Consider the following 25,722-nt stretch of genomic DNA (forward strand, 5'->3'; position numbering starts at 1 on the left):
TTGTGCTGGCGACCATAGCAAGAGTGAACCACCTGATCCCTTCCCGAACTCAGAAGTGAAACCTCTTAGCGCTGATGGTAGTGTGGGGTTACCCATGTGAGAGTAAGTCATCGCCAGCTCATTATTCCAAACACCCCGGTCTCAAAAGAGATTGGGGTGTTGCTTTATGCGTGGGAATAATAAAATTCTAGAAAACTCAGTCCCTAAAAAAACAAATTTGCACGGTTGTCCTGCTTCAGAGATACAGTGTCTTAATTCAATTAAATTATCGTGTAATAAAAAAACATTTCATAATATTCCAATATTTGCTTAATCTATAAATAGTTAAACTTGAGTTTTCATCTATGCAGTTCAAAATTATCGCAGCCCAAGATCTAGATAAAAATCAACGTCATCAGATTGCTGAGTTATGTTTTTCTGCCTTTGATGAAGATCCATGGAGTCAATATGTTTTCATGCAAAAAGCTATTCATGTCGTTGGTATATTGGATAATCAAATTGTCTCACATGCCTTATGGACGGATAGAGTTTTTACTATAAATGGTAGCTTTGATGTAAAAACAGCTTATGTAGAGTATGTCACCACTGATTACACGATGAGAGGTAAGGGGCTTGCATCACAATTATTAAAATATTTAGTTGAAGCATTAACTGACTTGGAATATGGACTTGCTGCATTACAACCGGAAGATGAAGCCTTTTATAAAAAATTAGGTTGGACTACTTGGCGGGGTGATTTGTACATCAAACAAGATGCATCTACTTATCTGACTGATGACTATGAAATTATGCTATATCCTTTGAGTATCCATATGAAAGATCTACTATCACAACGTTCAGAGGACGATAGTATTTGCGCAGAATGGCGAGAGGGTGAGGTTTGGTAGTTTTAACTATAATTTCACATTAATTGACTGATTTAAAATAATTTTTTTTAAAATAAATCTATGATAATAACTATTTGGGATTGTTTGCTGAGGAGATGTTATGGAGTTTATAAGTACCTATGGTAAGGAAATAGTTTCTTTATTAGTACCATTTATTACTTGGTTCCTTAATGTGGGGATAAAGCCTAGAGCAAAATTAATTTGGACGAATCCTCATGCATTTATCTTCCTTGTACAAGAACCTTTGAGAGATGTTGAGGGTAATATTTTAAGACCAATGCAAAGAGTTGAGACCGCCTCAATCAAAGTCATAAATATTGGAAGAGATACTGCAAATAAAATTGAATTAATTTTTAACTGGCAGCCCCAGCATATAAATTCCTGGCCTGTTCGCTCTTATGAACAAAAGATAGATCAAGATGGTCGCTGTACTCTAATATTTGATAACCTATCACCTAGGGAGGAGATAGGAATTGAAATTATGAGCATAAATATTGACCTTCCTGCTTTACTTCTAGTTCGAAGTGCTGAATGTACTGCTAAAAATGTTGCCTTGAGTTGGTTCCAATTTGTACCACTATGGAGAATTAATCTAGCTCGTGGACTAATTTTAATTGGTTTTAGTACAACAATTTATTGGGTTATCTCTTTAATTCAGTTTCTTGTTTTGAAGACACCACATTAAAGAATATATTCACTAACTATTTAGAATCATTCATGATTGAAGAAAGCAAATTTGTTTCAGAATAATTGAATTTTGTAGTAACTCTTATTTATAGACCTATAATGATTCAGAATCATTCCAAATCTAATAAGGATATAACATGTCTACCGACCAGCAATTTCCAACTCCCAACAATTTAGGTATCGCGGTATATTCCAATAATGCCGAAGCTATTGGTAATACACCTTTAGTACGTATTAACCGTTTGATTAAAACGGGCGCAACCGTATTAGCAAAAGTGGAAAGCCGTAATCCTGCATTTTCTGTGAAATGCCGTATCGGAGCGGCACTTATTGCAGATGCAGAGAAACGCGGTGTATTAAAAGAAGGTATGCACATTGTTGAGCCAACCAGTGGTAATACTGGTATTGCATTGGCATTTGTTGCTGCGGCAAAAGGTTATCCAATTACTCTAACTATGCCTGCAAGTATGAGCCTTGAGCGCAGAAAAGTACTGAAAGCTTTAGGTGCTAATTTGGTTTTAACTGAACCTGCGAAGGGAATGAAAGGGGCAGTTGATGAAGCGGTACGATTAGCAACTGAACAGCCAGATGTTTATTTCTTGCCACAACAATTTGAAAACCCAGCAAATCCGAAAATCCATGTAGACACAACTGGTCCTGAAATTTGGCAAGCTACAGGTGGACAAGTTGATATTTTGGTTGCTGGTGTGGGTACTGGCGGTACGATTACAGGTATTTCTCGTTATTTTGAACAAGTCCAAAATAAACCATTGTACTCAGTAGCTGTTGAACCTGCTGAATCTCCAATTATTACTCAGACCAAAAATGGTGAGAACATTACACCTGCACCGCATAAAATCCAAGGAATTGGTGCAAACTTTATTCCAAAGAATCTTGATTTGGACCTTGTGGATGAAGTCTTACCAGTGACTAGCGAAGAAGCAATTCAATGGGCGAGAAACTGTGCAACCCAAGAAGGTATTCTAGTAGGTATTTCAAGTGGAGCTGCATTAGCAGCGGCTGCAAAAATTGCAGAGCGTCCTGAAAATGCTGGTAAAACCATCGTTGTTATTCTGCCAGACAGTGGGGAACGTTATCTGTCTTCTGTATTATTTGAAGGTTTATTTGACGAATAAAATTAACCGTATAAAAAAGCCCATCTATTGATGGGCTTTTGTTTAAGCTTATTTATAAGGCACTTTTTAAATTTTTTTGATGATGCTTAATAGACCGAGCATATTTTTTCGCTTTGTGACGGGTCCAGAAGCTTCGCTCATATCCTGTTGGCCCAACATTATAATAGGCCGTGGCTTTAAACCAGCTATCTGCGGTTTGATAGTAATGATTTAAAATATAAGCACCACATTGGATATTTGTAGATTCATCATACAAATTACCAGCACAAGTTTGTTGCCAATAGCTTGGAATAATTTGAGTTAAACCAACAGCCCCAGTCGGAGAGCGGGCATTACTATTATAGTTCGACTCTTGTCTGATCACTGCCGCGAGTAAAAGTGGAGGAACATTATATTTGTCAGCACTTTGAATAATCATTGGAGACAATCGATTCGCTGTACTCGGTGGAACTGAATAAGCTTTTTGTAAACCAGATGATAGCTTATTTGAACGCCAAGTAAATGAGCCACTATTAGGGCCTAAGCTTGTACATCCTGTCATTATGATCATTAAAAAAGTTATGAAAAATTTCAGACCAAGAATGTGTAATTGTGATGGTTCAAAACGATTTTGGGTTAAAGATGGGGTAAGCAAAATACAAAACCAATAATGAAGTTTCAAATAAAATGATGGTATTTAGCCGTACTTATCGGATCAATATTAGTTCTGTTGCTCAGCGCATCTAAAAAGTAAGAATTTTGTATAATTGAAATGAAAAAACCCCGACATCCTGTCGAGGTTCCTTCGTATTCAGCTTTATGTAGCTAACTCCTGTCAACTACCGCTTCCTGCGTTCTTATTCTTCTTCAATGAGACATCCTGTCTCTCTATGATTCATATATTATGAAATAATACTAAAGCTGAATATCCGCAAATTACCGCAATTTTTGTACGTTTTAACTTACAGATCAACTTACTTAAATACGATGTCGACTAGTTTCTGGGCGATAGGAGCACAAATCAATACACTTGGAAAAGCTAATATCCAAGCTGATACCCACAATGAAACGAATTGATGATTTAGTCCTACTACTTTAAAAGTTGATATACCTGAAACGATAAAAGACATCATTCCCGATAAAATTAAGAGGAATAAAAGTTTCTGTACTTTCATGGTTTTATATTCCTTGATAAGCACTTAAGGTCAATGCAAAATTTTCTCCAAATTGTTGAGCAGTTTTAATATCCCCTTCATCAAACCTATCGGCATTACTGCCATGTTCGGCCTGAGCCATTAAGCCTGACCACGAACCGAGGCGATTGGCTGCTTGAGTATAAGGAATACCTTGGTGTTGCTCGGGCAGAATCGGGTTGCCGACCCATAACATGCCGTGTTGCATACAAAAGGTAAAAATGGAAATTAGTGTCGATTGTTTATCACCAGCGGGAAGAGAGGAAACGGTAAATCCAGCTGCTAGCTTTCCCTTAAAGTTCTGCTTTTTCCATAATGGACCCGTTGCATCCATGAGTTGTTTTAACTTGGAAGATACCCCCCCTAAATACGTAGGAGAGCCCCAAATTAAACCATCATATTGGATAAGAGTCTCTGGGTTCTCGATAAGATCTTCGGCATTGAGTAAATCTACTTCAATATCTTGATGGCTCAAAATACCAGTTTGAATTTGCTGAGCGATAAATTGGGTATGCCCTTGGCGACTATAGTAAATAATGGCAACAGTTTTCATGGATAGTTTCCTTTTTATCTAAATTTGAAATAGTTTTGCAGTGAGATATAAACCACAGCCAAAAACGCTATGGTTCAGTAAACTTTTTAGACAGTTCAGAAAAGGATGCAGGGTTTTTGACGAAGCAAAACCACTACCCATGGCTGGTTGCATAATAAAAAAGGGAATGAGAACAGTGACTACACCAAATAGTAGTGCTGAGTAAAACTGAGGATGAATGAGCCAATCTGAGCCGACAATGAGAAGAAAGCTCACTGCAAAGATCAACCCAACACTATAATGAGCAATCCAGCCCAATAAATATTCACCCTTAATTTGAGGACTTTGAGCTATAGACTGATGGATGACTTTCCCTTTAAATATCCAACTAACCCAGCGTCCGAGAAAAGCGAAATTTAATGTCGGAATTTTAAATATCTTTAATATTAACAGCCAGATATCCATAATAATTGTTGCGCCAATACCAAGGCATAAAGCCTGAAAGAACGTTGTGGAGAGATTCATTTTGAAACCTTGCTTTTATACGTATGAAACGTGATAAATTTATTGTGCAAGTTCAAGTTCACTTGAAGTCAAGAGGATGTTATGGATATTGGTGAAGTTTCTAAGAAGGCAAAAGTCACAACCGCTACGCTACGTTTTTATGAAGAGAAAGGATTAATTAAGTCGATAGGGCGGCAAGGTTTGCGTCGGCAGTATGGGAAACAAGTGCTTGATCAATTAGCACTCATTGCTTTAGGTCGTGCCGCAGGTTTTTCTTTAAATGAAATCGCAACAATGTTTGGACAAGATGGTAAGCCTGATCTTGATCGGCAAAAACTAAAAGATAAAGCTGAACAACTAGAGCAAATGGCAAAGCGATTACATTTTATTAGTCAAGGATTACAACATGCTGCTGTGTGTCCTGCTGAAAATCATATGGAATGCCCAACTTTTCAGAACTTTTTGAAAGCAGCAATTGCTGGAGAATATCAGCCAACGAAACTTTAATTCTTTTTGATGAAGTCATTTAGTTTGTGTCTGTATTGAACAGTTGGGTTTGTCATATTTTCGCCATAAAGATTTCATCTTTTTGAAGTAAAAACTTCATATAAGCTTGATTAAATTTGCTTAATTTTTTACCAACTGTATAAAATCATGAGCAAAAAAACTTTAGTCGCATTATTATGCTGTGCCAGTTTAGGATTGACGGCATGTAATGATAATAATGATCAAGATCAAACATCACCTACTGAAAACGTTACCGAACCAACTTTAATTTCTTTTGCCAAATTGCCTGTAGAAACCTATGCTGCTGGCCCAGACTCTGGTGCATATGTAAAAGGTGCAAATGGAATTTATCCTCCATTTAAAGGCCAGCCTGTACAAGGTTTTTCTGCTGCATTAAAAAATGAAGATGGCAGCTATATGGCAATGGCCGATAATGGCTTTGGTACCCAAGATAATTCAGCAGACTTTTTACTTCGTATTTATAAATTAAAACCTGATTTCAAAACTAAAACCAAAGGTACAGGGCAAGTTACCGTACAAAGCTTTATTCAATTGCGTGATCCAAAAAAGTTAATTCCTTTTAATATCGTGAACGGTAATACGCCTGAGCGTTTATTAACGGGTGCTGATTTTGACCCAGAGTCAATGCAACGTACTAGCGATGGAACTTATTGGATTGGGGATGAGTTTGGCCCTTATTTACTTCATTTTTCAGCGGATGGTGTGTTGTTAGATGCACCGATTGCTTTACCAAATCCATTAAATCCGACTCAAGAGTTACGTTCACCACAAAATCAGTTTAATAAAGCACAAATTAATTTTGTGGAGCCTCTGGTTCAGCAAAGTGGTGGTTTTGAAGGAATGGCGATTTCGCCAGATGGGCAGTATCTTTACCCGCTTATAGAAAAGCCAATTAAATCAATTCGGGAAACGGAAAGACAGTTGCTGATCTCTCAATTCGACATTAAGAAAAAAGCGTATACAGGAAAATATTATTGGTTCCAGTTAGACAGTAAAGCTACCAATATTGGTGACTTCCAACTCTTTAATGATAAAGAAGGCATTATTATTGAGCGTGATGCGACTCAGAATAATTTAGGCAGCTATAAAAAATTAATTCGTATTAAATTGAATGAGTCAGGTCAGCTAGTAAGCCGTGAAGATTTAGTCGATTTAATTAAAATTGCTAACCCGAATATGTTGTATGGTACAGCAAGAGCAGGGGATATTGGTACGGGACAAGTTTTTGCCTTCCCGTTTGAAACCATTGAAGATGTGATTATTGAAAATGGTACAACGCTCACGGTACTAAATGACAATAACTTCCCTGGTTCAACAGGACGCAACGCAAAACTGGCTGATGATAACGAAATTATTCAAATTCGTTTACCAAAAGCTTTGTTCTAATGCTTATAAATAAATTGTGTTAAGACTATGGCGGATTTTATTCCGCCGTATTTATTCCGAGAATAAAATATTGGATAAACTTTGATCAAATTAATTTCTATATTATTGTTTTCGTATGTTTTATAAACAAGGAAAATGAATAGAATTCATGTTAAAATGATCGGCTTTCATCTTTAGATGTCTCTCCTTCATCTGCTAGCCGAGATTCGCAAGCCATGTCTACCGCTTATACCATGCAAACTGCGCCAAAAGCGCTGTTTGATTACGACAAATATTGGGCGTCGTGTTTTGAACCAGCGCCATTTTTGCCGATGTCACGAGAAGAAATGGACCAACTCGGCTGGGATGCGTGTGACTTTATTTTAGTCTGTGGCGATGCTTATATTGATCATCCGTCATTTGTATCGGGTGTGATTGGGCGTGTACTTGAAGCACAAGGTTTCCGTGTCGGAATTATTGCGCAGCCAGACTGGACCAATGTTGAAAGCTTCCGAGTTTTAGGTAAGCCAACAATTGCTTGGGGTGTAACCGCAGGAAATATGGATTCGATGATTAACCGTTATACGGCAGATCGTAAAATCCGTTCGGATGATGCATATTCTCCAAACAATGAGCCAAATAAACGTCCTGACCGCGCAGCAACAGTTTATTGCCAACGTTGTCGAGAAGCATTCCCTGATGTACCTGTGTTACTGGGTGGTATTGAAGGCAGTTTACGCCGTATCGCACACTACGATTATTGGTCAGATAAAGTCCGTCGTTCGATTTTGATGGACTCAAAAGCTGATTTGCTTATGTATGGTAATGGTGAGCGTGCCATTATTGATGTGATGCATCGTTTGGCTAAAGGAGAAAAAATCTACGAGATTACAGATGTTCGTGGTACGGCATTTATTATTAATAAACATAACAAAGCATCAAAAGCAAAGTTTGTTGAAGTTGCGAGTAATGATGTAGATACGGTTGGGCGTGTTGACCCAATTATTAACCCATATGTCATGACAGAAGATATTGATGGCTGTGAGGTTGAAAAAGAAAAGGGTAATTCTTTAGCTCAGTATCAAAATTTCCAAAAAGAGATTGTTGCAAATCCGATTGTGCGTGAAGGCGACAAACTCGATGACGACACTCAAATCGTTCAATTAAAGCCAGCACCATCAAAAGCAATTAAACACAAATTACCACCACGAGAGTTGGCGGTTATTCGCTTACCTTCTTTTGAAGAAGTGGCGAATGACCAAGTGCTTTATGCACATGCAAACCGTATTTTGCACCTTGAAACCAACCCTGGTAATGCCCGTGCGTTGGTGCAACGCCATGGTGAGCGTGATGTGTGGATTAACCCACCTCCAATTCCTCTGACTACTGAGGAAATGGACTATGTGTTTGATTTACCATATGCACGTTTGCCACATCCTACTTATGGTGATGCGCGTTTTCCTGCATTTGATATGATCAAATTCTCGGTCAACATTATGCGTGGCTGTTTTGGTGGCTGTACATTCTGTTCAATCACGGAACATGAAGGTCGTATTATTCAAAACCGTTCGGAAGACTCAATTTTACGTGAGATTGAAAAAATCCGTGATACTGCACCAAACTTCACAGGTATTATTTCTGACTTAGGTGGCCCAACGGCAAACATGTACCGTTTGCACTGTAAAGACCCAGAAATTGAGAAGAACTGTCGTAAACCTTCTTGTGTATATCCAGGGGTTTGTCAAAACTTACATACCGATCATGCACCTTTAGTACAGCTTTACCGTAAAGCACGTGCCATTAAAGGCGTGAAGAAGATTCTGATTGGTTCAGGTTTACGTTATGACCTTGCTGTACTCAACCCTGAATATGTCAAAGAACTGGTACAACACCACGTTGGTGGTTATTTAAAAATTGCGCCTGAACATACTGAGCAAGGCCCGTTATCTAAGATGATGAAACCGGGTATTGGTACGTATGATCGTTTCAAACAAATGTTTGATCGTTTCAGTAAAGAAGCAGGAAAAGAGCAATATCTAATTCCTTACTTTATTGCTGCGCATCCGGGTACTTCAGATTATGACATGATGCATCTTGCAATTTGGTTGAAAAAGAATGGTTTCCGTGCCGATCAGGTACAAACTTTCTATCCATCACCAATGGCAACTGCAACAACCATGTATTATTCGGGCAAAAACCCGCTTGCTAAAGTCGCTCGTTATACTGAAAAGGTTGATATTGTAAAAGGTGAGAAACGCCGTCGTCTGCATAAAGCATTCTTACGTTACCATGATCCAAATAACTGGCCATTACTTCGTGAAGCTTTAAAAGAAATGGGCCGTGCCGATTTAATTGGTAATTCGAAGCAGCATTTAATTCCGACTTATCAGCCAAAAGGGACTGAAGGGGAATATAAATCTGCCCGTAAGAAAAACTCGTCTACGGCAGGGGATTCGGTTAAACGAAACCAGCAAACCAATAATCATTCAAATCAGAAGCGTCCACAGAAAGGTCAGGTATTAACGCAACATACAGGTTTACCTCCTCGTGAAACAGGTGAGAAGAGACCGTTTGGTAGTAAAAGTAAATCAAAGTCAAAAGCACGTGGATAATGATAAAAAAGGCTCTTAAACAGAGCCTTTTTTGTTTTTTACGAGGTTATTTAAATCGTATAGTGAGATTTTTTCAAATTTTTAGCCTAAAAAATGTAATGAAAAATGATAAATGCTAAAAATCTGACGAGCTGCACTTGATTGTTATTGATTCTATGATTATAAATAATGTGAGGGTGGCTAAATTTAAGCCAAGCTTGATAACTACAAGTGAAATTACTAAGTGAACCTTTTAAAAAAACGGCTGTGTCGTTATCAATTAAAACAAAGTGTGATCTAGCAAAATCATTATAAAAAACTTAAAGGATTAGGCCCATGTATTATTTAATCACGATCTTATTACTCTTTTTGACTGTCGTTATGGCGGTAAAAAGTCTCTCCAGAAAGCATCAACAAGACAGTGCTTTAAAGCGCCGCGCCGTATTAAGTAGTCATGAACAAATGACGCTTACTCGTTTACAAACAGTATTGCCTAAATTTACCGTATTAGCCCATGTTTCATTTGATGCTTTACTAACAACTAAATATGCTCACACACGTCGCAAATATCAAAATATGACGGCTGATTTTGTTGTACTTGATCAAAATTACCAAGTTTTTGTAGTGGTTATGCTTGAGGAAAATGGTTTACGCCGAGCACATCAGCAATATGAGCGCCGTTTATTACAACTTGCAGGTTATCGTGTGCTTCGCTACGGTAGTGTGCCTGATTATCATGATTTAAGAAGAGATTTATTAACCCCTGAATCAGAGATGGCAACTTTACCTGTCACGCCGCAGTTAGAAAGAATCTCAAATGCTTTTGTGAAGTCTTAGAATTTATAAATAGAGGTTATAGCAATTTAATTTTAGGACTCATTAAAGAAGATTTGAATAAAATGCCGAAATTAAAACTTCTAGAAACATAAAAAACTGAGCATTATCTTGATCAATATTGCTCAGTTTTTTATTGCTTAAAATTAATAAGAATTAAGGAAGTACTGCAACTACTGTCATTTCTACAAGTACATCAGGTGCATAAAGTTTAGATTCGACACAAGTACGAGCAGGTGGATGCTCTTTGCTAATCCATGCATCCCATACAGCATTCATGGCTGCATAGTCTGTTTCAATATCTTTTAGAAAAATCATGACAGAAAGAATATGACTTTTGTCGGTTCCTGCTTCAGCAAGTAAGCGATCAATATTGTCTAAAGTTTGTTGAGTCTGCGCCGTAATGTCTACGCTGGTATCATCAGCGAGTTGTCCTGCTAAATGGACTAAATTACCCGAAATCGCCACTTCACAATATCTTGAAGTCACGTGTAAGCGTTTTACCGTCATAAAAATGCTCTAAAGTGTCTTTATTGAATAGTTTGATTTTATGAAGAGTTACTAGGCAGGCGCAAGCAAGTGCAAAGGAATTTCGGTAGATTATTGTTGTGATTTATAAGAATGGGTAGAGTCCCATGTACTTTAAGTGCCCTGTAATATTCGGATTTGGTCGTCACGCCAATCACAGGACGATATGCCGAAAGTAAGGTTGCTTTGGCACGTTGCAAATACATGGGTAATGAATATGCGTTGATTAGATTACTTCAAATTTTGATCAAAAGGGAACTGTTTTTGTTTAAAACTTGCTCATTTGGATAAAAAAACAACACTTACCATAAGGACAACTGAAAGTCGTCAGCTTTGGTCTGCAATTGATAAACGCCAATACCAATCAGCCGAAATTGGAAGTTTTCGGGAATATGCATCTCATTTAAAAGTAAGAATAAAACTTGAATCAGGTCTTGTTGAGAATGAATTGGGTTTTTAAAACTTTTACTGTGTTGGAGTGTCTGGAAATTCTTAAGTTTGAGCTTAATATTTACACCACGAGCATTAAGTTGCTTTTTCTCTAAGCTTTGCCAGACTTTTTCGGCTAAGCCATGCCAGTAGGGTTGGCACTGTGCTAGGGTAAAGTCACTATCAAATGTAGTTTCTTTTGAAATTTGCTGACGAGCACGTTCAGCTTGAACAGGCCGATTATCAATACCTTGAGCATATAAATGAAGTTGTTGCCCATATTTACCAAAGTGGTGAACTAAAACAGCTTCTTCAATTTTTTGTAAGTCACCCAGCGTATGTAACTCAAGCTGTTGGAGTTTTTCTTGGGTAACTTTACCGACACCCGGAATTTTTTTTAAGGGCAAGTCTTGAATGAAACTGGCCACCTGAGAGGGCTTTATCACAAACAGACCATTCGGTTTATTCCAGTCAGATGCGACTTTTGCCAAGAATTTATTGGGTGCTACACCAGCCGAGGCAGTCAGTCCTGTTAGCCTAAAAATATCTTCCCGAATATGCATAGCCACTTCGGTTGCACTTGCGATTTGTTTTAAATTTTCAGTGACATCAAGGTATGCTTCATCAAGTGATAAAGGTTCAATAAGAGTGGTGTATTGTTGAAAAATACTATGAATTTGAGCCGAGATGGTACGATATTTTTCAAAATTAGGCTCAATAATAACAACTTGAGGGCATAGTTTTCTTGCTTGGCTCATGGACATGGCAGAGCGTAAGCCAAACTCACGGGCAGGGTAAGAAGCTGCCGCAATTACAGCACGCGGATGATGCGAAGAAATAACGACGGGAAGATGCTTTAGATCAGGACGCTCTCGCAATTCGACCGATGCATAAAAGGCATCCATATCGATATGAATGATTTTGCGCATATTATTGTGCTTTCACGATGCCTTGCTGCTGTAAAAATTGATGCCATTCTTTGACTGAACCCTCATAAACATTTAAGTCTACAGGCTTTGTCATGCCTTCAATTTTACCTTGATTACTATGCTGCCAAAAGAGCCATTTTCGCTTGTCTTTCAGCTCAGGTTTTCCTTCGTAATCTCTGACCCAAAGTGGTGTATTAGGGAAACTCCCTATTAACACAATGTGGTAAAAAGTTTTGGAAATATAAAAGATAGGCTGTTTGCCATAATGCTGTTTTAGGCGGTCATGCATGATGCCTATTTCTTTAAGTAATTGTTCTTTGGTGTGCGCATTAATACAGTTGCCGTCATATTCCAGATCGATAACAGGAGGAAGGGCATCAGGTTTGTTGGGTACGGTTGCAATAAAATTTTCAGCTTGTGTTTTGCCATCACGGCATAAACGGTAAAAATGATAAGCCCCAACATAAAAGCCATGTTCGCGTGCTTTTAACCAGTTTTCTTGAAATTTTGGATCTTTATAATCACCGCCTTCCGTTGCTTTTAAATAGACGAATTGGAATTTTTTGGGTGATATTTTTTTCCAGTTAATATTTTCTTGATGATGAGAAACATCAAAGCCTTGAACCGGATAATCTTGAGCAATTGCTTTTTGTTGGTAGAACAGACCGAAGTAAGTGAGAACCCCCATAACACAAGCTAAAACAATCCCAATGAGGGTGTTGTAGCGTGGTGCAGAAAAGGTTTTTGCCAGCTTGGTCATGCAAAACTCAGTATCAATATGAAGCTCACATCATAGCGTGATTCGTGAATGAGAAACCATGTTAAAAATGCAACTGCTTACACAGGCGTATTTTTTGGAATTTGCCAAAAGATAAGCGCAGTAATGACATTAATACAGCCTAAACAAATAAGGGTGACATGGAAGGCGGTAGTCACATGTGCTGTACCATAGTAATCGGTAAATACATTAATGAGGGTACCTGCTAGTGCAACACCAATACTCATTGAAAGCATCATAATCATTGATAGGAAACTATTCCCACTACTTGCATCTTGTTGAGGCAAATCTTTCAAGGTAAGTGTATTCATGCCCACAAATTGTAATGAGTTCAATGTACCAAATAAGAAAAAGTGTAGGGCTCTAAACCCAGTAGGAGTATCGACCGTCATAATCGCAAAAGATGCAATACATAGACCGACTAATGTGGTGTTAATTAACAAAAAGCGGCGATAACCCATTTTCTGAATAATGGATCTAACAATCGGCTTAGAAAAAAGCGATCCTAAGACTAATGGAATCATCATTAAACCCGCAATGAATGGCTCAAAACCAAATGCCACTTGCAACATAAGCGGTAAAACAAAAGGCAAGGCATTGCCACCAAAACGGGCAAAGAAATTACCTAAAATACCAATTGCAAATATTTTATTTTTAAACAATCGGCTGCGGAATAATGCATTTTGATGGGTATGTGAATGATAGGCGTACCAAAGCGTTGCGATTACACCAACGACTAACAGTGAAATACTGAACCATTTTGAATATTCACGTGAGGCAAGATGTTCAATACCCAATGACCAGCCAATCATTGCAACAACCAAAAGTACAAACCCAATAAGGTCAAAGGTTTTAACGGTAGGCTCTTTTACATTTGGCATGACCTTCAATGTCATTAATATACCTAATATACCCATTGGAATATTAATAAGAAAAATCCAGTGCCATGTTGCCACTTCAACGAGCCAGCCACCTAGAGTTGGACCCGCTAAAGGACCAAGTAAACCTGCCAGACTCATAAGGCTCATGGCTGCTAAAAACTGAGTTCGGGGAATAATTTTTAAAAGTGATAAACGACCAACGGGGAGCAATAACGCGCCCCCCACACCCTGAATGACACGGAAAAATAAAAGCTCATTAAGGCTTTGAGAAAGACCACAACCTAAAGATGCAAGCGTAAAAATAACAATTGCTGATAAAAACGTATTTCTAACACCAAAGCGGTCGGCTAGCCATCCACTTAAAGGAATACAGGCCGCTACAGATAAAACATAAGCCACCACCACGCTATGCATACGTAATGGATCTTCATTTAAATGCTGTGCCATTGCAGGAATAGCAGTATTTACAATGGTGGTATCCAATGCCTGCATAAAAAAGCCAATGGAAACTAAAAGAACCAATAGGCGATATTCAGGTTGCAAAGCTTGATGAGTCGGCGTGGCATTCATAACATTTGAAAATTAACGTTTTCGCTTAGTGTAAAACAAATTGAAAGTAAAAAGAGTAAGGCAATGTTGAGTACCCCTTTACTAAATCTAATTGCTTTTGAAGGCAACGTTGAAAATAGTTAAAACAAAAAAAGCGGAAGAACCGCTTTTTTGTTGAGGTAGAGAGTTTACACAACAAATCTCTTTGGCATTTTTAAGTTTCGAATGACGTTATAAATTTGGTCGATTTCTTCACATACAATTAATTTAGCTCGGTGCTGAAGAGGGAGGAAACCTTCTTGGACTGCATGGTCTAACTGAGCAATTAATGCATTATAAAAACCATTTACGTTATATAAAATCATGGGTTTTTGGTGCTGATTGAGTTGACCCCAAGTCGCAATTTCCAAAATTTCTTCGAATGTTCCTAAACCGCCAGGTAGCGCGATAAACGCACTCGCACGCTCTGCCATCATGGCTTTACGCTCATGCATGGTTTCGACCACATGTAATTCGGTTAGTCCTGCATGTGCGACTTCATAATCAAGCATAAATTCAGGAATGACTCCTACAGCTTCTCCACCATGTGCAAGTACACTTTCAGCGACTTGGCCCATTAAACCAATGCTGGCACCGCCGTAGACCAGACCAAAACCTTGTTCAGCAATTCCGCTGGCTAATTCAATTGCCTTTTCGCGATAAATCGGGTTATTTCCTGCTCGTGAGCCACAATATAATGCAATAAGAGGTTGTGTTGTTTTTACAGCTGTTATTGGTGAATCATTTACTGCCATTGTTAATACGCTATTCATTGTTTTATTTTCACCTTATCACGTTCATATTTCTTGTCTACACTAAGCAAAAAATATGACAACTTTATAAGCAGTTTTATAGGAAAGATTCATGTTTTGTATGGGTTTGGTGAATACATATAATGTTCAAATAAAAATGATGAATTTATGTTAAATCTTGCCTATACTGAAAATTCGTTTAACAACATATGAACAAATATGGGTAGTGGTTGTAGTCGCTCCGTTTTAATTTCTTGTCCTAAAAAAACATTATTCCCCCTTTGTCTAGGCACGCCTGTTGCGTTGTCCAATAAAGATAAAATCCACCCAGCACAGGAGCAGGATCAATGATCTTTGAATGGATGTCTGATCCGTCTGCTTGGGTAGGCTTAGCGACATTAATTGTTCTTGAAATCGTACTAGGGATCGATAACCTCGTCTTTATTGCCATTTTGGCTGAAAAGTTGCCACCAGAACAACGTACTAAGGCACGTATAGTGGGTTTAATACTCGCTTTGGGAATGCGTCTTATCCTCTTAGCTTCAATTGCTTGGGTCGTGACACTCACCCAACCACTTTTCCATATTCTTAACCATCCATTCTCTGGCCGTGACTTGATTTTATTGTTCGGTGGTGTGTTCTTATTATTTAAAGGCACCATGGAATTACATGAGCGGATGGAAGGTAAACAGCTTCATAAAGAAGATAATCCAGTCCATGCTGCGTTCTGGATGGTTATCGTTCAGATTGTAGTGCTTGATGCCGTATTCTCATTAGACAGCGTAATTACTGCTGTGGGTATGGTGAAAGAGCTGTCAATCATGATGGTTGCTGTTGTGATTGCTGTGGGTATCATGTTGTGGGCTTCAAGACCACTCATGGACTTTGTAAATAAGCACCCAACAGTCGTTATTCTGTGTCTTGGCTTCTTAATGATGATTGGTTTCTCGTTGGTGGTGGAAGGTTTTGGTTTCCATATTCCGAAGGGTTACTTATATGCTGCGATTGGTTTCTCGATTTTAGTCGAAATGATCAACCAAACCATGCGCCGCAATCAAGAAAAGCTAGTGACTACTACAGATTTACGTTATCGCACAGCTTCTGCGGTTTTACGTATGTTAGGCAGTAAAAATAGCGGTTCTACTTCAGATGCTCAAACGGCTGATAAAGAAGATGTATTGGCTACTCAAGCTTTTGCCGATGAAGTCTTTGATGAAGAAAATGGTGCTTACCACAGTGTACTTGTACAAGGCGTACTTGGCTTATCTGAACGTCCAGTAAAGTCTGTAATGACTCCACGACCTGAGCTGGAATGGATTGACTTAGACGATGAACCGGAAGTTTTAAAAGAACGTTTAATGTCGATGACACATTCGCGTTTAATCGTTGCTCGTGGTGAACTTGATAATATTGAAGGGATCGCGCTTACACATAAAGTTTTAAATGGCTTCATTGAAACAGGCGTGGTTGATTTTCAAAAGTACTTACGTGAGCCAGTCATTGTGCATGAAAATGCACAAGTGCTTATGGTAATGGAACAATTACGTCAGGCCCCTTTGCAAATGGCGATTGTTCTAAATGAATATGGTTCAATTGAAGGTATTGCGACACCAATTGATATTTTAGAAGCAATTGCTGGTGAGTTCCCTGATGAAGACGAACTAGATGCAGCAGCTGAAAGCTTAGAAGATGGTTCTTTAATACTTGAAGGTTCAACCGATATTCGCCATGTATCGCTTTTATTAGGTCGTGACCTCGTTGATGAAAGTGAACAATATTCTACTTTATCTGGTTATTTGTTATTCCATTTAGGTCGTTTACCTGAAAATGGTGAAACTGTTGAAGCAGATGGTTATCGCTTTGAAGTTGTAACTATGGAAGGCCATAAAATCGAGAAAGTTCATATTGTTTCTATCGAACAAGATGAATCGAAAGATTAAATTGCGTGTCAGATTTAGAAACATCATAAAATAGCTCAACTTTGAGCTATTTTTTATTTGAGAAACACAGAATGACTCAACACACTTGTCCATGTGGAAAGGGCAGTTATGCAGAATGTTGTGAGCCTTTACATTTAGGCACAGCAAAAGCACTCACCGCAGAGCAGCTTATGCGTTCCCGTTATAGTGCTTTTGCATTACAGCAAATCGATTATATTGTTCAAACCACGGCTTTAGGTCAACAAGCTGCTCTTGATAAAGAGGCGATTGCAGATTGGAGTAAACAAAATCAATGGCTCGGTTTGGAAGTCATCCAAGCCAAAGAAAAGTTGGATAAGACCCATGCACAGGTGGAGTTTAAGGCTCATTATCACGATGGAAAAAGTGCTCAAATCCATCATGAAGTTTCACATTTTGTATATCACCAGCAGCATTGGTTTTTCCTTGATCCAACGGTCGATATGCAGGTCACCATGAAACAACCGTGCATATGCGGTTCAGGAAAAAAATTTAAGCAATGCTGTGCACAATTCCTATAACTTTATCTTAAAATACGCCCACCGTTTGGCCTGAAGGAAAGGGCAATGTTACTCACCGTTATTTATATTATTGCGATTACTGCTGAAGCCATGACAGGAGCATTGTCTGCTGGGCGACGGAGTATGGACTGGTTCGGTGTCGTACTGATTGCCTGTGTAACGGCCTTGGGTGGTGGTTCTGTACGTGATGTACTACTTGGGCACTATCCTTTAACGTGGGTAAAGCATCCTGAATACTTAGTTTTAACGTGTTGTGCTGCCTTTGTTACCATCATTATTGCCAAGTGGATGCGCCATTTACATAACATTTTCTTGGTACTCGATGCTTTAGGTTTGATTGGGTTTACCATTATTGGTTGCCAGATTGCCTTACAAATGGGGCATGGTTTTGTCGTATCGGCTGTAGCAGGTGTTTTGACTGGAGTTTCGGGTGGTATTTTACGTGACATCTTATGTAACGACGTACCGTTTGTTTTCCGCCGTGAGCTTTATGCAAGTATTTCTTTTGTTGCAGTCATTTGCTATTGGGTTTGTCTGGACTTAGGTTTGAGTTTAGAACTTACCGTTATTTCAACCTTGGTATTTGGTTTTACGCTCCGTTTAATTGCCATTTATTTTGGTTTGGAAATGCCTAAATTTATTTATAAAGATGATGATGCAGAGTCAGCTTCTTCAACCGATGAACATTAATCATGCAGAATTTCATGTGGGCATGATATAACAATTCTATATATGGTCTTGTCCACTTATTCTTTCCAGTAGAGTTACTCCTATGGATCTGGTTTCACGTATACAAAATCTTCCAATTGGCAAATTTCACTACACACTTTTATGGGTAGTGGGTTTAGGCTGGATGTTTGATGCGATGGATACCGGCATTATCGCTTTTATTATGACAACCCTTGTTAAAGACTGGTCATTAACACCAGCTGAAAGCGGTTGGATTGTCAGTATTGGCTTTGTAGGCATGGCTATTGGTGCAGTTTGTTCTGGTGCTTTGGCAGATCGTTTTGGCCGGAAAACTGTATTTGCGATCACGATGGCAATCTATAGTATTGCTACAGCTTTATGTGCTTTCGCTCCGGATCTAAAGTGGCTATTAATTTTTCGGTTTATTGTTGGGCTAGGACTCGGTGGTCAGTTACCTGTAGCAGTCACACTGGTGAGTGAATATGTTCCTGCTCATGTTCGTGGACGGTTTATTGTTCTGCTTGAAAGCTTTTGGGGATTAGGCTGGTTAGTCGCAGCACTCATTTCTTATTTTATTATTCCTAAATTTGGCTGGCATATTGCCTTTCTTATGGGTGGCCTACCACTTATTTATATTTTAGTCATTTGGAAAAAAGTCCCTGAGTCGATACCGTATTTGATTAACCGTGGTCGTATTGAAGAAGCACATGCACTGGTACAAAAACTAGAAGCCGAAGCATGCGTTCAAATTGTGCATCATATCGAAGTCGTGCCTGTGGCGATGCGACAAAAAGTTTCATTTAAACAGCTCTGGAGTGGTCAATTTGCTCGTAGAAGTTTAATGCTCTGGCTGATCTGGTTTGGAATTGTGTATTCCTATTACGGTATTTTCACATGGTTGCCGAGTTTATTGGTGAAACAAGGCTACGATATCGTTAAATCATTTGAATATGTATTGCTTATGATTTTGGCACAGCTACCGGGCTACTTGGCGGCGGCTTGGTTTGTTGAACGTTTAGGTCGAAAAATTACACTCGCGGCATTTATCGGTTTTTGTGCTTTGTCGGCATATTTCTTTGGACAAGCCGACAGCGTAAATAGCATTATGTTTTGGGGCTGTCTCATGTCATTCTTTAATTTGGGTGCATGGGGCGTGTTATATACTTATACACCTGAACAATATCCAGCCAATATTCGGGCGTTTGGTTCGGGCTGGGCATCGGCAATGGGGCGTATTGGTGGAATTGTCGCGCCAATGGTTGTGACCCATATGATGGTTGCCAAAAACGGCTTTAATCACGTTTTTATGATGTTTACTGTTGTTTTACTTGCTGTGGCCTTAGTAATTTTGATATTAGGTGAAGAGACTCAAGGTAAAAGACTAGAGTCGATTGGGCTATAGTTTCTGCCTAACTTTATAGCAAGTAATTAAAAATATAGAGAGATAAGACATAATTTGACGCTCAGGTGACAGAGTCCCTCTTGTGTCTGTAACATAGCCCACTTAGCATAATACACACTTAAAATAACGACTGATTTGGAAGATAAGCTGACTATGACCAGCCTTGCGCATCATGCGACAGAAAACCGCTCTGTAGCCGAATTTACTGAACAGGCTTACTTGAATTATGCCATGTACGTCATTATGGATCGTGCATTGCCGCATATCAGTGATGGCTTAAAGCCTGTACAGCGCCGTATTGTCTATGCCATGAGCGAGCTAGGCTTAAAAAATAGTGGCAAGCCAAAAAAATCAGCGCGTACAGTGGGTGATGTACTTGGTAAATACCACCCACATGGCGACTCGGCATGTTACGAGGCCATGGTACTCATGGCTCAGCCTTTTAGTTATCGCTATCCTTTAATTGAAGGTCAAGGTAACTGGGGTTCACCCGATGACCCTAAGTCATTTGCTGCGATGCGTTATACCGAAGCCAAACTTTCGGCTTATAGTGAGTTGTTGCTGAGTGAATTAGGTCAGGGTACCAGTGAATGGCAAGATAACTTTGATGGTTCTTTAAAAGAACCGATTACCTTACCTGCACGTGTACCGAATATTCTTTTGAATGGTACAACGGGTATCGCTGTGGGTATGGCGACCGATATTCCTCCGCATAATTTACGTGAAGTTGTGAAGGGGACAATTGCTTTAATCCGTAACCCGCAAACTTCAGACGAAAAATTAGCTGAATATATTCCGGCGCCAGACTTACCAACCAAAGCTGAAATTATTACCCCGCCAGAAGAGCTACTTAAAATCCAGACGACTGGTCGTGGTAGTTACCGCATGCGAGCGGTTTATACTGTTGAAAAGCATGAAATCGTAATCACTGAGCTACCATATCAAGTCTCTGGTTCTAAAGTGATTACCCAAATTGCTGACCAGATGCAGGCGAAAAAGCTGCCTTTGGTGGTGGATATACGTGATGAGTCAGATCATGAAAACCCAACACGACTCGTGATTGTATTGCGCTCTAACCGTATTGATGCAGAAGCGGTGATGAGCCACTTATTTGCGACCACCGATTTAGAGTCAAGCTATCGTGTCAATTTGAACATGATTGGCGAAGATGGTCGCCCGCAGGTGAAATCAATTCGCCGTATTTTGCTTGAATGGATTGAGATCCGTAAAAACACGGTCACTCGTCGTTTGCAGTATCATTTAAACCGTATTGAAAAGCGCCTACATATTTTGGCAGGTCTTTTAATTGCTTATCTCGATATTGATACTGTTATTCGCATTATTCGTGAAGAAGATCAGCCTAAGCCAGTATTGATGGAACACTTCAATATTGATGAGATACAGGCTGAGGCGATTTTAGAACTTAAATTACGTCACTTGGCAAAGCTTGAAGAGATGGAAATCCGTCATGAACAAGATGAGCTTTCTGCGAAAGCTGCCATTATTCGTGAACAGTTGGAAAATCCTGAATCTTTAAAAAATCTGATTATTAGTGAATTAAAAGAAGATGCGAAAAAGTTTGGTGACGAACGCCGTTCTCCAATTGTTGCACGTGCTGAAGCGATTCAAATTAAAGAACAAGATCTAATGCCAGCTGAAACGGTAACCGTTGTGTTGTCTGAAGCGGGTTGGGTTCGTGCGGCAAAAGGTGCAGATGTTGATGCTGAAAACCTGAATTACCGTGCAGGGGACCAATATTTAAGCCATGCTGTAGGTAAAACCAACCAACGAGTTTACTTCCTTGATGAAACAGGGCGTAGTTATGCCTTACCAATTAGCAGTTTACCGTCGGCTAGAGGTTTAGGCGATCCATTAAGTTCGAAACTGTCACCAGCAAGTGGTGTAGCGTTTATTCAGGCTTATTTAGATGATGAAGAATCTGAACTGATTGCTGCAAGTTCATCGGGTTATGGTTTTAAAACTCAAGTCAAACAGTTAGATACCAATGCTAAAGCTGGTAAGACATTCTTAACGGTATCCGATAAGGCAAAAGCATTACCGCTCATCTCTGCCCAAAACATGACGCATTTGGCTGTGCTGAGCTCGGCAGGGCGTTTGTTAATTTTAGATTTGGCAGAACTACCAAATTTAAATAAAGGTAAAGGTAATAAGTTGATACAACTTGAAGCCAAAGAGCAGATTTTATCCATGACAACCCTGAACTTAGATGAAATAATTCAGGTGGTTGCAGGTCAACAACATCTAAAATTAAAAGGTGATGATCTACAAAAATACATGGGTAAACGTGCTTCGAAAGGTCAGCTCTTACCACGTGGATATCAAAAAGCAAATAAACTGTTGATTCAGAGATAAAGCTAGCGTCTGGCAACATAAATACGCTATATATGGCAACAAGTTCAAGCAATGAACTGAACTTGTTGGTATGGAATAATGATTAAAAGGGCAGCAATTTGGAGTACATAATTTGTACTCCATGCAAAAAATTTGGCAGGGTCAAATTGTCAAAACTTCTGTCTCATAATCTTGTTCGAAAGTGTCATGAATGTGCCAATAAGTTTTAAATATGTTCTGGCACCAAGAAGCTAAAGAATAGCTGGGGCATTGAATAACAGTTATTACTAAGGATTACGAATCGGAGATAATGGCATTATGGAAAAGATTTGGTTTGCAGAATACCAAAAGACAGGGATTCCAGAAACAGTAGCATTGCCTGCAGAAAATACCTCACTTGTTGATATTTTTGAGCGTAATTTCCAAAAATTTGGTTCTCGTGATGCCTTTATCTTTATGGATAAAGCCATGTCATTTAACGAGTTGGAACTTGCAAGCCGTAAGTTCGCGACCTATTTGCAAAATTTGGGGTTAGCAAAAGGTACGCGCGTTGCAGTAATGATGCCAAACGTATTGCAGTATCCTGTAGTGGCATTGGCGGTTTTCCGTGCTGGCTTGATTTTAGTGAATGTTAACCCTCTATATACTGCGCGTGAACTTGAGCATCAGTTAAATGACTCAGGTGCTGAAGTTCTTGTCATTATTGAGAACTTTGCGAGTGTTTACCAAAGTATTTTAGGAAAAACTCCGGTCAAACACGTCGTGGTTGCTTCTGTTGGAGACATGTTAGGTACACTAAAAGGTACTTTAGTGAACTTTGTTTTACGCAAAGTGCGTAAACAAATTCCAGCTTGGAACATTCCTGGCCATGTTAAGTTTAACAGCGCATTAAATAAAGAAAATCCAAGTAATTATAAGCGCCCGACTTTAACTTTAAGTGATACCGCCGTGCTTCAATATACGGGTGGTACAACGGGCGTTTCAAAAGGCGCTGAGCTGACTCACCGTAATTTAGTTGCTAACCTTTTACAGTGTGATGGTATTTTCCAAAGTAAATTTGGTGTAAATGAGGGTGCTAAAGGCGATCGCATTGTTTGTGCCTTACCGCTTTACCATATTTTTGCGTTCATGGTTTGTGCGATGTACGGTATGTACAAAGGGCAGGCAAATATCTTGATTCCAAACCCACGTGATTTACCAGCCGTGATTAAGGAATTACGTAAATATCAACCTTCTTTCTTCCCGGCAGTAAATACGTTATTTAATGCCTTAGTAAATAATGAAGAGTTCAAGCAGCTTGACCATAGCAATTTAAAAATGGCGATGGGCGGTGGTATGGCAGTTCTGCCTTCTACAGCAGAGGCTTGGAAGAAAATTACTGGCACAACCATTATTGAAGGTTACGGTTTATCAGAAACTTCTCCGGTAGCGACTGCAAACCCTCCAGCTTCTACTGAATTTAGTGGCACGATTGGTATTCCATTACCTTTAACAGAAGTTGCTATTTTAGATGATGACGGTAAAGAAGTACCTTTAGGTGAACAAGGCGAAATCTCAATCCGTGGTCCGCAAGTGATGAAGGGCTATTGGAACCGTCCAGATGAGACCGCTAAAGTGATGACAGCCGACGGCTTCTTCCGTACTGGTGACATTGGTGTAATGGACAGCCGTGGATATACAAAAATTGTAGACCGTAAAAAAGATATGATTTTGGTTTCAGGCTTTAACGTTTACCCAAGCGAAATTGAAGAAGTTATTGCTAAACATCCAAAAGTCTTGGAAGTTGCTGCAATTGGTGTTCCAGATGAAAAATCAGGTGAAGTGCCAAAACTCTTTATTGTGAAAAAAGATCCAAGCTTAACCACAGAAGAAATTTTGAACTTTGCTAAAGAAAACTTAACAGGCTACAAACGCCCTCGTTATGTTGAGTTTATGGATGAATTACCAAAATCAAATGTAGGTAAAATTTTACGTAAAGACTTACGTAAACCTGCTTAATCGTTAGTGAATAAAAAAGCGCCGTAGGGCGCTTTTTTATTTAGTGGCTTTTCATAAACCAGCGATCTACATAAGGACGGCCGATTCCAACCATACCCACGAAAACAATCATTGTGCCGAGTTGTAAGCGCAAGTGAGATAAGTCAAGTTGGCCATAGCTGAGGTAATTATCTATTAGACAATATACGGTAACTACAATGAGCCAATGCCATAAAGGAAGTCTTTTGACACCCACCGCAATAAAAGTAACTGTCAAAATGACAAAAGTACCTAGTGTCGATTGCCAATTAAAATTCGCGCAAATTACACTCAGTAAAAAAGCGACAATGGGTAATACAATTTTGAAGATAAGATCTACCTGAAGCTGGTTCTTCTTTTGCTTTTCTAAGACCTCGAGCAATTCTTTTTGATCAGGTTGTTGCATACATAGCCCTATAAATCAGTGATGACATGCGATTGCATAAAATTTCAGGTAAAAACGATGAGTTATGATAGCATGATCAACAGTATTTTCAGTGATGGATGGCACTATGCACGGCATCAGCAGCATTATCTATATTATTTTAGTGGCATGTTTGCTGCCATACGCATTTACCGTAATTGCAAAATTTAAGGGTGGTTTTCAGCCCTCGGATAATCATAACCCAAGAGATTTTCTTGCTAATACAAAGGGTATCGCTGCTCGGGCAAATGCAGTACAACAAAACAGTTTTGAAAGTTTACCTTTATTTTTAACAGCTATTTTGATGGCTGAATATATGGTGGTGCCTGAGTACTTTATTTTGAGATTGGGCTGGGCATATATTATTTTGCGCGTGATTTATGGCATTTGTTACTTAAGTAATTGGGCAACTTTACGCTCGATTGTCTGGTTTTTATCATTGTTATGCCCAATATTTTTATTGATCGTGACAATTAAGCTGACTTGAGTGTCATTCTGTCACCATTCATATCAACTTTCGCGTGTGCGCATTGTATAATCGGCATCATTTTGATGATATCCACGTTATAATCGAGTGGATTTTACATCTGACTTCATAACGAAAGAGTATTGATATGAGTTACAGCAATATCCCAGCAGGTAAAGATGCACCAAATGACATCTATGTCATCATTGAAATTCCTGCAAATGCAGCGCCAATTAAATATGAAATTGACAAAGATTCTGATGCATTGTTTGTAGACCGTTTCATGGGCACAGCAATGTTCTATCCAGCAAACTATGGTTATGTACCAAATACTTTGTCTGAAGATGGTGACCCATTAGACGTACTTGTTGTAACTCCACATCCTGTTGCTGCTGGTTCAGTAATTCGTTGCCGCCCAGTTGGTAAATTAAACATGGAAGATGACGGTGGTATCGATGCGAAATTAATCGCTGTTCCACACGAGAAATTATCTCCACTTTACAAAGACGTGAAGGAATATACAGATCTTCCTCCATTGTTGATTAGCCAAGTTGAGCATTTCTTCAGCCACTATAAAGATTTAGAACCAGGCAAATGGGTGAAAATCAGCGGTTGGGAAGGTGCTGACGTTGCTAAAGCTGAAGTATTGAAAGCAATCGAAGCTGCTAAATAAGCTCTGATTTTATGAGCCTAGAGTGTCACAATTGATATTCTAGGCTCAATAAAAAACCTACCTGTGTTGCCAGAGGTAGGTTTTTTTATGCTTGATAGA

General features: G+C 39.1%; 25 protein-coding genes, 1 rRNA gene and 1 pseudogene. 17 read left to right on the forward strand and 10 right to left on the reverse strand.

The features are described from left to right. Nucleotides 1-4 precede the first annotated feature (4 nt). The 4 genes from rrf to cysK all read left to right on the forward strand — a co-directional run bounded on the left by rrf (nucleotide 5) and on the right by cysK (nucleotide 2,710). Nucleotides 5-119 (forward strand): 5S ribosomal RNA (rrf, locus tag ACIF8R_RS08105). A 225-nt stretch (nucleotides 120-344) separates the two neighbouring features. Further along, nucleotides 345-887 carry a GNAT family N-acetyltransferase gene (locus ACIF8R_RS08110; RefSeq protein WP_396480150.1) on the forward strand — a complete coding sequence of 181 codons (543 nt, stop codon included), beginning with the start codon at nucleotides 345-347 and terminating at the stop codon, nucleotides 885-887. Between the two features lie 100 nt (nucleotides 888-987). After that, nucleotides 988-1,572 carry a hypothetical protein gene (locus ACIF8R_RS08115; RefSeq protein WP_396480152.1) on the forward strand — a complete coding sequence of 195 codons (585 nt, stop codon included), beginning with the start codon at nucleotides 988-990 and terminating at the stop codon, nucleotides 1,570-1,572. A gap of 139 nt (nucleotides 1,573-1,711) precedes the next feature. Then, a complete protein-coding gene (gene cysK / locus ACIF8R_RS08120; protein WP_396480153.1) occupies nucleotides 1,712-2,710 on the forward strand; it encodes a cysteine synthase A in 999 nt (332 codons plus the stop codon). A 52-nt stretch (nucleotides 2,711-2,762) separates the two neighbouring features. Here the strand turns inward: cysK and ACIF8R_RS08125 are convergent, their stop codons facing one another. From ACIF8R_RS08125 to ACIF8R_RS08140, 4 genes are all read right to left on the reverse strand, one after another. Then, complete coding sequence (locus ACIF8R_RS08125) at nucleotides 2,763-3,371, reverse strand: lytic transglycosylase domain-containing protein (RefSeq protein ID WP_077169937.1); 609 nt, start codon at nucleotides 3,369-3,371, stop codon at nucleotides 2,763-2,765. Between the two features lie 292 nt (nucleotides 3,372-3,663). Continuing rightward, nucleotides 3,664-3,864: a DUF2798 domain-containing protein gene (locus ACIF8R_RS08130; protein ID WP_396480155.1), complete on the reverse strand. Its 201-nt coding sequence runs from the start codon at nucleotides 3,862-3,864 to the stop codon at nucleotides 3,664-3,666. A 4-nt stretch (nucleotides 3,865-3,868) separates the two neighbouring features. Further along, nucleotides 3,869-4,435, reverse strand: a complete 567-nt coding sequence (locus ACIF8R_RS08135; RefSeq protein WP_396480157.1) for a flavodoxin family protein — start codon at nucleotides 4,433-4,435, stop codon at nucleotides 3,869-3,871. An 18-nt stretch (nucleotides 4,436-4,453) separates the two neighbouring features. Continuing rightward, nucleotides 4,454-4,939 carry a DUF2938 domain-containing protein gene (locus ACIF8R_RS08140; RefSeq protein ID WP_396480159.1) on the reverse strand — a complete coding sequence of 162 codons (486 nt, stop codon included), beginning with the start codon at nucleotides 4,937-4,939 and terminating at the stop codon, nucleotides 4,454-4,456. Between the two features lie 81 nt (nucleotides 4,940-5,020). Between ACIF8R_RS08140 and ACIF8R_RS08145 the strand changes: the two genes are divergently transcribed. The 4 genes from ACIF8R_RS08145 to ACIF8R_RS08160 all read left to right on the forward strand — a co-directional run bounded on the left by ACIF8R_RS08145 (nucleotide 5,021) and on the right by ACIF8R_RS08160 (nucleotide 10,239). Then, the gene (locus tag ACIF8R_RS08145) at nucleotides 5,021-5,425 is read left to right on the forward strand and encodes a helix-turn-helix domain-containing protein (protein WP_000351005.1); all 405 of its coding nucleotides are present in this window, start codon (nucleotides 5,021-5,023) and stop codon (nucleotides 5,423-5,425) included. A 147-nt stretch (nucleotides 5,426-5,572) separates the two neighbouring features. Next, a complete protein-coding gene (locus tag ACIF8R_RS08150; protein ID WP_396480161.1) occupies nucleotides 5,573-6,832 on the forward strand; it encodes an esterase-like activity of phytase family protein in 1,260 nt (419 codons plus the stop codon). Between the two features lie 215 nt (nucleotides 6,833-7,047). Next, on the forward strand, nucleotides 7,048-9,423 hold the full coding sequence (locus tag ACIF8R_RS08155; protein WP_396480163.1) for a YgiQ family radical SAM protein: 2,376 nt from the start codon (nucleotides 7,048-7,050) through the stop codon (nucleotides 9,421-9,423). A 315-nt stretch (nucleotides 9,424-9,738) separates the two neighbouring features. Then, nucleotides 9,739-10,239 (forward strand): DUF2726 domain-containing protein, encoded by a 501-nt coding sequence (locus ACIF8R_RS08160; RefSeq protein ID WP_396480165.1) that lies wholly within the window; start codon nucleotides 9,739-9,741, stop codon nucleotides 10,237-10,239. Between the two features lie 153 nt (nucleotides 10,240-10,392). Here ACIF8R_RS08160 and ACIF8R_RS08165 read toward each other — a convergent pair whose 3' ends face one another. Then, nucleotides 10,393-10,746, reverse strand: a complete 354-nt coding sequence (locus ACIF8R_RS08165; protein WP_004711002.1) for a RidA family protein — start codon at nucleotides 10,744-10,746, stop codon at nucleotides 10,393-10,395. A 199-nt stretch (nucleotides 10,747-10,945) separates the two neighbouring features. Here ACIF8R_RS08165 and ACIF8R_RS08170 point away from each other — a divergent pair. Next, nucleotides 10,946-11,008 (forward strand): annotated as a pseudogene (locus ACIF8R_RS08170) (hypothetical protein); the annotation flags it as partial. A 58-nt stretch (nucleotides 11,009-11,066) separates the two neighbouring features. Here the strand turns inward: ACIF8R_RS08170 and dinB are convergent. The 4 genes from dinB to ACIF8R_RS08190 form a co-directional block, all read right to left on the reverse strand. Continuing rightward, nucleotides 11,067-12,122, reverse strand: a complete 1,056-nt coding sequence (gene dinB, locus ACIF8R_RS08175) for a DNA polymerase IV (protein WP_396480167.1) — start codon at nucleotides 12,120-12,122, stop codon at nucleotides 11,067-11,069. A 1-nt stretch (nucleotide 12,123) separates the two neighbouring features. Beyond that, nucleotides 12,124-12,882 carry a GH25 family lysozyme gene (locus ACIF8R_RS08180; RefSeq protein ID WP_396480169.1) on the reverse strand — a complete coding sequence of 253 codons (759 nt, stop codon included), beginning with the start codon at nucleotides 12,880-12,882 and terminating at the stop codon, nucleotides 12,124-12,126. Nucleotides 12,883-12,959: 77 nt separating this feature from the next. Next, nucleotides 12,960-14,351 (reverse strand): multidrug transporter subunit MdtD, encoded by a 1,392-nt coding sequence (gene mdtD / locus ACIF8R_RS08185; protein ID WP_396480171.1) that lies wholly within the window; start codon nucleotides 14,349-14,351, stop codon nucleotides 12,960-12,962. Between the two features lie 167 nt (nucleotides 14,352-14,518). Beyond that, complete coding sequence (locus tag ACIF8R_RS08190) at nucleotides 14,519-15,142, reverse strand: TIGR00730 family Rossman fold protein (RefSeq protein ID WP_263612721.1); 624 nt, start codon at nucleotides 15,140-15,142, stop codon at nucleotides 14,519-14,521. Between the two features lie 326 nt (nucleotides 15,143-15,468). Between ACIF8R_RS08190 and ACIF8R_RS08195 the strand changes: the two genes are divergently transcribed. The 6 genes from ACIF8R_RS08195 to ACIF8R_RS08220 all read left to right on the forward strand — a co-directional run bounded on the left by ACIF8R_RS08195 (nucleotide 15,469) and on the right by ACIF8R_RS08220 (nucleotide 24,042). Beyond that, the gene (locus tag ACIF8R_RS08195) at nucleotides 15,469-17,061 is read left to right on the forward strand and encodes a TerC family protein (RefSeq protein ID WP_263612722.1); all 1,593 of its coding nucleotides are present in this window, start codon (nucleotides 15,469-15,471) and stop codon (nucleotides 17,059-17,061) included. 71 nt (nucleotides 17,062-17,132) lie between these two features. Continuing rightward, the gene (locus ACIF8R_RS08200; protein ID WP_396480173.1) at nucleotides 17,133-17,600 is read left to right on the forward strand and encodes a YchJ family protein; all 468 of its coding nucleotides are present in this window, start codon (nucleotides 17,133-17,135) and stop codon (nucleotides 17,598-17,600) included. Between the two features lie 45 nt (nucleotides 17,601-17,645). After that, nucleotides 17,646-18,290 (forward strand): trimeric intracellular cation channel family protein, encoded by a 645-nt coding sequence (locus ACIF8R_RS08205; RefSeq protein ID WP_002048969.1) that lies wholly within the window; start codon nucleotides 17,646-17,648, stop codon nucleotides 18,288-18,290. Nucleotides 18,291-18,372: 82 nt separating this feature from the next. After that, nucleotides 18,373-19,692 carry an MFS transporter gene (locus tag ACIF8R_RS08210; RefSeq protein WP_396480175.1) on the forward strand — a complete coding sequence of 440 codons (1,320 nt, stop codon included), beginning with the start codon at nucleotides 18,373-18,375 and terminating at the stop codon, nucleotides 19,690-19,692. Nucleotides 19,693-19,845: 153 nt separating this feature from the next. Next, a complete protein-coding gene (gene parC / locus ACIF8R_RS08215) occupies nucleotides 19,846-22,065 on the forward strand; it encodes a DNA topoisomerase IV subunit A (protein WP_396480177.1) in 2,220 nt (739 codons plus the stop codon). Nucleotides 22,066-22,362: 297 nt separating this feature from the next. Next, entirely contained in the window at nucleotides 22,363-24,042 is a 1,680-nt protein-coding gene (locus ACIF8R_RS08220; protein WP_311070233.1) for a long-chain-fatty-acid--CoA ligase, read from the forward strand. A gap of 40 nt (nucleotides 24,043-24,082) precedes the next feature. Here the strand turns inward: ACIF8R_RS08220 and ACIF8R_RS08225 are convergent, their stop codons facing one another. Next, nucleotides 24,083-24,466 carry a hypothetical protein gene (locus ACIF8R_RS08225; RefSeq protein ID WP_263612727.1) on the reverse strand — a complete coding sequence of 128 codons (384 nt, stop codon included), beginning with the start codon at nucleotides 24,464-24,466 and terminating at the stop codon, nucleotides 24,083-24,085. A gap of 106 nt (nucleotides 24,467-24,572) precedes the next feature. Here ACIF8R_RS08225 and ACIF8R_RS08230 point away from each other — a divergent pair, with 106 nt between their 5' ends. After that, complete coding sequence (locus ACIF8R_RS08230) at nucleotides 24,573-24,971, forward strand: MAPEG family protein (RefSeq protein WP_213064718.1); 399 nt, start codon at nucleotides 24,573-24,575, stop codon at nucleotides 24,969-24,971. Nucleotides 24,972-25,098: 127 nt separating this feature from the next. After that, on the forward strand, nucleotides 25,099-25,623 hold the full coding sequence (ppa, locus tag ACIF8R_RS08235; protein WP_002121243.1) for an inorganic diphosphatase: 525 nt from the start codon (nucleotides 25,099-25,101) through the stop codon (nucleotides 25,621-25,623). Nucleotides 25,624-25,722 lie beyond the last annotated feature (99 nt).

This window comes from Acinetobacter sp. ABJ_C4_1 (genome assembly GCF_044538495.1).
Classification (GTDB): domain Bacteria; phylum Pseudomonadota; class Gammaproteobacteria; order Pseudomonadales; family Moraxellaceae; genus Acinetobacter; species Acinetobacter nosocomialis_A.

Bases quoted from the DNA above. Each gene is read 5' to 3' on its own strand.
- ACIF8R_RS08110 (WP_396480150.1), top strand. From the start codon at position 345: ATGCAGTTCAAAATTATCGCAGCCCAAGATCTAGATAAAAATCAACGT.
- ACIF8R_RS08115 (WP_396480152.1), top strand. From the start codon at position 988: ATGGAGTTTATAAGTACCTATGGTAAGGAAATAGTTTCTTTATTAGTA.
- cysK (WP_396480153.1), top strand. From the start codon at position 1,712: ATGTCTACCGACCAGCAATTTCCAACTCCCAACAATTTAGGTATCGCG.
- ACIF8R_RS08130 (WP_396480155.1), bottom strand. From the start codon at position 3,864: ATGAAAGTACAGAAACTTTTATTCCTCTTAATTTTATCGGGAATGATG.
- ACIF8R_RS08135 (WP_396480157.1), bottom strand. From the start codon at position 4,435: ATGAAAACTGTTGCCATTATTTACTATAGTCGCCAAGGGCATACCCAA.
- ACIF8R_RS08140 (WP_396480159.1), bottom strand. From the start codon at position 4,939: ATGAATCTCTCCACAACGTTCTTTCAGGCTTTATGCCTTGGTATTGGC.
- ACIF8R_RS08145 (WP_000351005.1), top strand. From the start codon at position 5,021: ATGGATATTGGTGAAGTTTCTAAGAAGGCAAAAGTCACAACCGCTACG.
- ACIF8R_RS08150 (WP_396480161.1), top strand. From the start codon at position 5,573: ATGAGCAAAAAAACTTTAGTCGCATTATTATGCTGTGCCAGTTTAGGA.
- ACIF8R_RS08155 (WP_396480163.1), top strand. From the start codon at position 7,048: ATGTCTACCGCTTATACCATGCAAACTGCGCCAAAAGCGCTGTTTGAT.
- ACIF8R_RS08160 (WP_396480165.1), top strand. From the start codon at position 9,739: ATGTATTATTTAATCACGATCTTATTACTCTTTTTGACTGTCGTTATG.
- ACIF8R_RS08165 (WP_004711002.1), bottom strand. From the start codon at position 10,746: ATGACGGTAAAACGCTTACACGTGACTTCAAGATATTGTGAAGTGGCG.
- dinB (WP_396480167.1), bottom strand. From the start codon at position 12,122: ATGCGCAAAATCATTCATATCGATATGGATGCCTTTTATGCATCGGTC.
- ACIF8R_RS08180 (WP_396480169.1), bottom strand. From the start codon at position 12,882: ATGACCAAGCTGGCAAAAACCTTTTCTGCACCACGCTACAACACCCTC.
- mdtD (WP_396480171.1), bottom strand. From the start codon at position 14,351: ATGAATGCCACGCCGACTCATCAAGCTTTGCAACCTGAATATCGCCTA.
- ACIF8R_RS08190 (WP_263612721.1), bottom strand. From the start codon at position 15,142: ATGAATAGCGTATTAACAATGGCAGTAAATGATTCACCAATAACAGCT.
- ACIF8R_RS08195 (WP_263612722.1), top strand. From the start codon at position 15,469: ATGATCTTTGAATGGATGTCTGATCCGTCTGCTTGGGTAGGCTTAGCG.
- ACIF8R_RS08200 (WP_396480173.1), top strand. From the start codon at position 17,133: ATGACTCAACACACTTGTCCATGTGGAAAGGGCAGTTATGCAGAATGT.
- ACIF8R_RS08205 (WP_002048969.1), top strand. From the start codon at position 17,646: ATGTTACTCACCGTTATTTATATTATTGCGATTACTGCTGAAGCCATG.
- ACIF8R_RS08210 (WP_396480175.1), top strand. From the start codon at position 18,373: ATGGATCTGGTTTCACGTATACAAAATCTTCCAATTGGCAAATTTCAC.
- parC (WP_396480177.1), top strand. From the start codon at position 19,846: ATGACCAGCCTTGCGCATCATGCGACAGAAAACCGCTCTGTAGCCGAA.
- ACIF8R_RS08220 (WP_311070233.1), top strand. From the start codon at position 22,363: ATGGAAAAGATTTGGTTTGCAGAATACCAAAAGACAGGGATTCCAGAA.
- ACIF8R_RS08225 (WP_263612727.1), bottom strand. From the start codon at position 24,466: ATGCAACAACCTGATCAAAAAGAATTGCTCGAGGTCTTAGAAAAGCAA.
- ACIF8R_RS08230 (WP_213064718.1), top strand. From the start codon at position 24,573: ATGCACGGCATCAGCAGCATTATCTATATTATTTTAGTGGCATGTTTG.
- ppa (WP_002121243.1), top strand. From the start codon at position 25,099: ATGAGTTACAGCAATATCCCAGCAGGTAAAGATGCACCAAATGACATC.